The 5982-nt window shown below is 64.1% G+C and carries 7 protein-coding genes and 1 pseudogene; 5 read left to right on the top strand and 3 right to left on the bottom strand.

What is annotated here, in order from left to right; genetic code table 11:
• From AC3WLN_RS23420 to AC3WLN_RS23410, 3 genes and pseudogenes are all read left to right on the top strand, one after another.
• Window positions 1–459: pseudogene (locus AC3WLN_RS23420) on the top strand (integrase core domain-containing protein); the annotation flags it as partial.
• Between the two features lie 497 nt (window positions 460–956).
• Window positions 957–1190, top strand: coding sequence for a hypothetical protein (locus AC3WLN_RS23415; protein WP_492485312.1), 234 nt, complete (start codon window positions 957–959; stop codon window positions 1188–1190).
• A 5-nt stretch (window positions 1191–1195) separates the two neighbouring features.
• Entirely contained in the window at window positions 1196–1342 is a 147-nt protein-coding gene (locus AC3WLN_RS23410) for a hypothetical protein (RefSeq protein WP_492485310.1), read from the top strand.
• A gap of 157 nt (window positions 1343–1499) precedes the next feature.
• Here AC3WLN_RS23410 and AC3WLN_RS23405 read toward each other — a convergent pair whose 3' ends face one another.
• The 3 genes from AC3WLN_RS23405 to AC3WLN_RS23395 all read right to left on the bottom strand — a co-directional run bounded on the left by AC3WLN_RS23405 (window position 1500) and on the right by AC3WLN_RS23395 (window position 3569).
• Entirely contained in the window at window positions 1500–1838 is a 339-nt protein-coding gene (locus AC3WLN_RS23405; RefSeq protein ID WP_492485308.1) for a hypothetical protein, read from the bottom strand.
• A 124-nt stretch (window positions 1839–1962) separates the two neighbouring features.
• A complete protein-coding gene (locus AC3WLN_RS23400; RefSeq protein ID WP_492485306.1) occupies window positions 1963–2517 on the bottom strand; it encodes a PilZ domain-containing protein in 555 nt (184 codons plus the stop codon).
• Between the two features lie 131 nt (window positions 2518–2648).
• On the bottom strand, window positions 2649–3569 hold the full coding sequence (locus AC3WLN_RS23395) for a helix-turn-helix domain-containing protein (RefSeq protein ID WP_492485304.1): 921 nt from the start codon (window positions 3567–3569) through the stop codon (window positions 2649–2651).
• A 484-nt stretch (window positions 3570–4053) separates the two neighbouring features.
• On the opposite strand from AC3WLN_RS23395, the gene AC3WLN_RS23390 reads away from it, so the two are divergent.
• Together AC3WLN_RS23390 and AC3WLN_RS23385 are read left to right on the top strand one after the other, a co-directional pair.
• The gene (locus tag AC3WLN_RS23390) at window positions 4054–5355 is read left to right on the top strand and encodes a flagellin N-terminal helical domain-containing protein (protein ID WP_492485302.1); all 1302 of its coding nucleotides are present in this window, start codon (window positions 4054–4056) and stop codon (window positions 5353–5355) included.
• Window positions 5356–5475: 120 nt separating this feature from the next.
• Window positions 5476–5718: a hypothetical protein gene (locus AC3WLN_RS23385; protein WP_492485300.1), complete on the top strand. Its 243-nt coding sequence runs from the start codon at window positions 5476–5478 to the stop codon at window positions 5716–5718.
• The last annotated feature ends 264 nt before the right edge of the window (window positions 5719–5982 follow it).

Genomic DNA, 5982 nt, shown 5'->3' with positions numbered 1-5982 from the left:
GCATGCGTTCGTCTGGTCGAGAGTGCCGGCAAGATGGAGGCAGCGCAGTTCCTGCGCGATCTTATCCTGGCGGTCCCTTACCGCATCTACATCGTCCTGACGGACAATGGTGTTCAGTTCGCCAACCGCAAGAAAGATACTAACACCTTCGCGCACATCTTCGGCCGCGTCTGTGCCGAAAACGACATCGAGCACCGGCCGACCAAGGGGAACCATCCCTGGATCAAGGGTCAGGTCGAGCGGATGAACCGCACAAGCCAAGACGCGACGGTCAAACGCTACCACTCCGATCGCCACGATCAGCTCAGGGTCCACCTCCAACTCTTCATCGATGCCTCCAACCACGCCCGCCGGCTCAAGACGCTACGCGGCCTCACACCCTACGAACGCATCTGCCAAGCTTGGACCAAAGAACCCGAACCCTTCAGGGGCAATCCGGCACACCTCATCCCGGGACCGTACAGTCAACCTTTCCTGGGACTTCGCGCGACGGGAGAAATGTGCCCGCATCATCGAGTACGAGCACGGCATGGAGGCGGTACCCTCGAAACACGCGCGCGCCGTCCTGCATCGCCTCCGCGCGGATGGCCGATCCGACGTGGCCGACTGGCTCGTGGGTTCCGGCACGACGGGATCGGCGCGGCCGGTGGCCGCGCGCTCGCCCGGCGAACGCTTGATCGAGGAACGCACGGGAACGGATCTCGACGCCGTACGCCGACTGGCCCTGGCATCCTGGCGCGAGGCCACGGATGGAACCGCCTTCGCCGTCGCCCTGCGTGGGCGGGGCCTCGATCTGCGGCAGGGCCGCGTTGGTCCCGTTATCCTCGACGCGAGCGGGACGCCTCATCTCGCCACCCGCCTCATCGGCGCGGCGGCGCGGCGCTTCGAGGGAGAACGCATCACGGCGGCCACCGTGAAGGCACGGCTGGGCAATCTGACCTTGGAGAAGATGAGCGATGGACACCTTGGAACTGGAGCGCCGTCTGAATGCCCAGGATCGCTTGCTGCACGCGATCCTGGCGGCACTGGCGCCGCCGGAAGACGAGGGCTCGGCGTTCGAAGACCTGGTCGAGACCCTAGCCGACCTGACCGTGGCGGTGGCGGACGTGACCGACGCGGTCAGGATCCTGCGCTCGACCGGCTTCGGGCCGTCGCCCCTGGACATGGCCTCGTCGTCCGGCGCGGCGTGAGCGGATTGGGCAAGGCGCTCGCCTGGAACATGGCTGCCGTCGACCGCGCGCGCCATGCCGCCGAACGGATCGAGGACCTGGCTTCCTCCAAACGGGATCGTGCCATGGCACTGTGGGGGAAAACGGATATCTGGGGGCTGCCCTTGTCGTAGCGTCGACGCGTGCCATCGGAGTGGACCGCTTCTCCTCGGGCGCTGCCTTCCACCTGGCGGACGACAGCGACCGAAGAGACGGAGGCCGCCCCGGTCGAACCGCCACGGCGATGCTCAATTCCGACCGGGTCGACGGGGCACCCGCTCCGGTCGAGACCTATGAAACGACGTTCTGGATCTCGATGGTCGCGACCGGATCCCCTTCGTGCAGGATCTCGACGTGCGTGAAGTCACCGCGTTCGGCCGCCTTCGTGTACGTGGCGCTCACCCACTCCATCACGGTGTTTCCGACATCGCCCTCGGTCTCGATCTTGAGCGTCAACAACAGGATCCGGGGATTCACGCCTTGTGGCCTGGCCTCTTCCAGCTTCGCGCGTTGATTGCTCGCGGACGTCTCGACCTCACCCTTCACGGTGACGTGCGGATGGGAGCCGGCAATATCGTCGACGGAGTGCGTCGCGGTCCAGTCGCGCGTGCGAATGTCGGTACCCGCCATGACCACTGCCTCCCGCTCGCTAACTGAAGTTGTCGCATCGACGTCGAAGTTCTGTCCGAAGGCTTACCGGTCGACAAGTCATCCGTTGGGATGAGTGGCGAAACCGCCTAGAGCCGGAAGGGACCTAGAACCGCACGTCGGGCGTGACGTCCTGGGGCCGCAAGGGTAGTCGAAAGCGGATTGCCACTCCCTCCTCCGTATGACGGACGACCATCGCACACCGCCGTCCGACGACGACCGCGGCGCCGATCTCGGGTCGGATGGGCAGGCGCAAGGCCGCGCCGCTCGCCGACAGGTCGAGGAGGGTCCCGGTCATCTCCGCGCCGCATGAAAGCCGTACGCACACCTCCGTGACGGTCGGCACGATCCGGCCGGATCTTCGCTGATCGACCTGCCCCGAGGCCATCCGCCGATGCCAATCGAGGCGCGACGCGAGGCGCGACAAATGCCTGGGCGTCGCCTCGACCCGCAGATCGACGTCACCCTGGACTGTAATGCCGGCGAGGCCCTCCACGATCCCGAGGTCCTCGACATGGCAGACGAGGCGGGTTCCCGGTTCGACGTCAGCGGGAAGGACCAACACCATTTGTTCGACGGCACGGCAGCGGACATCGCAAGCGTGCTCGATGCCATTCGGCAGGAGAACGCGGCCCCGCATGATCACCTCAATTTCGTTCATGCCCCGACGCTCCTTCGATCGAAGTCTGATGGCCGGGCAGGCAGTGTCCTCGTGTCCACGCTCCGGACAGGGCCCGGGTGGCCTGGGAACGGAAGCGCCTCGGTCGAAGGCGTCAGGGCCTCGGAGGACGCCTATAGGCTGGTGATCCAGGACATGAGCGTGGTGCCGTATTCCAGACGGGCCTGCGGTCGGAACCCCGCGTCGACCTCACTCGGGTTCACGCCATACCGACGCTTGAACGCCCGGCTGAACATCTTCTCGGTCTCGAAGCCACAGGCATAGCCCACGCTGGAAATCCGCCTGCGTCCATCCCCTTCGAGGCCCGACAGGATGCGCATGGCCCGGGCGAGACGCCGGTCCCGGATGTACGACGCGACACCCCCTTCCGCCTCGAAGATCGAATACAAGGCGGTGCGGGACAATCCGAAACGTCGGCAAAGCTTCTCGATGCCGAGATCGAACGCCGCCAAGTCATCTTCGACGAACCGGCGGATGGAGATGCCCAGGAGGGACGCGGGGGCATACGGACTGTCCTTGCCGACCGGCGTCAGGACCGCATTGACCATCGAGACCGACGCTGCCGTCAGGGCTGCGCGCTGGCCGTCGTCGGCGGCATCGATGCACGAGACCAGGCTCCGCATGTGGTCGACCATCAGGCGTGTGATCGGGCTCCTGTCTGGATCGAGCATCGCCCCGTGATGCGGAGAGAGGTCGCCGAGACGACGCTCGAAGGCACGACGTGGCACGATCAAGTGGAGGACCGGCTTGGGCCCACGTGAGTGAGATTCCATCGGCTGTGCCATGTCCAGGACCTGCAGATGACCCGCTCGAATATCGAAGGAACGTCCCTCGACCTTGAGGTCGGATGTTCCGGACAGGAACACTCGAAAGGACAAGTGATCGATGGATTGCTGCGAGATCTGTTCTAAGGTCCGCTCGGATTTCATTTGGGGAGCGTGGCAAGCACCCAGGATAAAGGAGCCAAGGTTGTAATTACGAATGTAAGCAGAGTCATCGAAACCCCAATCCGCGTCGATGTCTGCACGGTACAAGGGGTTGGCCGCATCGATTCAAGCTTCCCGCTTGGCCTCGAAACTCGGCAGATCCGCAAATTTTTGCTCGGTGATCATGCGACGCGCCATGGGCTGGCAATGATGATGGAGCCCCTCGGGCGTAGGGGATATGAATTGCCATAGATCCCTTCCGGGTTTGCTTTGAGACCTATAATACCAATGGACGAATGTATAGAATTTGACATTGATCAACTAATTTTTGTCAGAAAAAGTTGCAGTACTCTGCTTCTATGAAGGTCTATCACGACAAGCACGGGTGTCCATCCATTTTTGCACGAGAAACGGGAATTTGATGTGCAAAGGAGGAGCGTGGCAAGACTTGGACGAAAAGTACCTTGATTTGGACGATTCGTACCAAGCTATATGTTCGTGGAACGAATAATTTACACTTGTAGAAAGGCGCAGAGACAATGCTCGTCTGGAAACCGAGCTAGTGGTTGCTCGGTCTAGATTGGAGCCCACGATGCCCTCGTCCATCACGCTGTCGGCCGCCACGCGCCAGAACCTGCTCTCGCTGCAGGACACCGCCGCCCTGGCCTCGACCAACCAGAATCGGCTCTCCACCGGCAAGAAGGTGAACTCAGCCCTTGACAACCCGGTGAACTACTTCACGGCACAGGCGCTCACCGACCGTTCCTCGGCGCTGTCCAGCTTGCTCGACGGGATCTCGAACGGCGTCCAAACGATCCAGGCGGCCAACACCGGCGCCTCGAAGGTCTCGGACCTCATCAAGTCGCTCCAGTCGACCATCACCCAGGCCCAGACCGAGGCCGCGACCAACCGGCCGACCGTCACCAGCCAGGCCGCCCTGGCGACCGCCGCGGAGGCCAAGGCGACGGGCACCAGCCTGCGCACCACGGTGATGGCGATGGCGCTGGGAGGTGCCGCGGGGCGCCCCTCCGACAGCTCCGCCGGCTCGCTCGGCATCGCCGGCGACAAGGTCGCCATCACGCTCACGGACGGCGAGAACACCTTCACCAAGACCCTCGACAAGACGGCGACCGTGGGCGACCTCGTGGACGCGATCAATTCTTCGGGGCTCGCCTCGGCCGCCGTGGACGACGCCGGCAAGCTCACCGTCACGGGCAACTCGGATACGCTGAAGGTCGGCCTCGGCGGCGGCGCGGATGCGGCCGCGGCGCTCGGCAAGGCGCAGACCGGGGACTCGAACACCGCGATCGGCCTGACCGCGGCCGCCTATACGACCGGCTTGTCGAACGACAAGACGTCCGCCGCCCGAACGGCGCTGGCAACGCAGTTCAACAACCTGCGCACCCAGATCGACCAGATCGCCAAGGATTCCGGCTTCAACGGCACCAACCTGCTCGGCGGCGACACCCTCAACGTCATCTTCAACGAGAAGACCGGCGGCGACCAGTCCAAGCTCTCCGTCGCGGGCCGGACCCTGAGCGCCGACAGCCTCGGCATTTCCTCGGCGGTGAACGGCACGGCGGGCGCGGGCGAGTTCAACATCCAGACCGACAAGGGCCTGGCCACGATGCAGGACACCCTGAAGACGGCGTTGGCCAGCCTGAAGAGTCTGCAGTCCAGCTTCGGCTCGAACCTGTCGAGCGTGCAGGTGCGCCAGGACTTCACCAAGCAGATCGGCAACATCCTCGGCACCGGCTCGGCCAACCTCACCGATGCCGACATGAACGAGGAGGCGGCTAACTCCCAAGCGCTTTCCACCCGCAACTCGCTCGCGGTCTCGGCGCTCTCGCTCGCGAACACCGCCCAGCAGGGCATCCTCCAGCTCCTACGCTGAGGACGTTTCCGCGGCGGCCCTTCTGCGCCGCCGCGGCATTCTCGTCCGGTTCGTCGAGCGCCGGCACCTCCCCGACGACGAACGCCGATCTTCCTATTCCGAACCAGGAGTCATGATCCCATGACGACGGGCGCTTCAACCGTTCAGCTTGCCATCGCGTTGCGCATCGAGATGGGAAGCAGCACCGACGGTCCATCGAACGCGGTGACACAGGTCATCGCCGAGACGGTTTACCCGCACGCTTCCACTGCCGGTCCTATGGCCAGCCAAGGGACCGGTGACCTCATTCCGCGGCATCCGACCGCCGCCTTCTGCCGAAAGCTCGCCTGCATGCCTTTGCCGACGCCTCCCGTCACGAGTTGAGGCCTGTCCAGGTCCTGCCCCGCAGTGAACGGCTCGAAGACGAAGAATTTCGGCAAATCCCTCCGCCTGTACGTGAGTGTCATCAGTGAAAACAGTCTTGGTGAGCGGCATCCTGGGTGCGGCGCTGACCGCCGCATCGGCCGAACCAGCGCGCCTGGAAAGTGGGAGCGTGCCGTCGGGACCAGCGAAAGCGTAGGGGTGGACGCCCCCTGACGGCATTGATGTGCCAGAGTGGAGGTGTTGCAACACCACTGCAGGAGGCGT

The organism is Methylobacterium sp. FW306-05-D (genome assembly GCF_058782155.1).
Note: the sequence above shows the minus strand (reverse complement) of the source record. Positions and strands in the feature narration are given on the sequence as shown.

Bases quoted from the DNA above. Each gene is read 5' to 3' on its own strand.
- AC3WLN_RS23400 (WP_492485306.1), bottom strand. From the start codon at position 2,517: ATGAACGAAATTGAGGTGATCATGCGGGGCCGCGTTCTCCTGCCGAAT.
- AC3WLN_RS23390 (WP_492485302.1), top strand. From the start codon at position 4,054: ATGCCCTCGTCCATCACGCTGTCGGCCGCCACGCGCCAGAACCTGCTC.
- AC3WLN_RS23405 (WP_492485308.1), bottom strand. From the start codon at position 1,838: ATGGCGGGTACCGACATTCGCACGCGCGACTGGACCGCGACGCACTCC.
- AC3WLN_RS23385 (WP_492485300.1), top strand. From the start codon at position 5,476: ATGACGACGGGCGCTTCAACCGTTCAGCTTGCCATCGCGTTGCGCATC.
- AC3WLN_RS23415 (WP_492485312.1), top strand. From the start codon at position 957: ATGGACACCTTGGAACTGGAGCGCCGTCTGAATGCCCAGGATCGCTTG.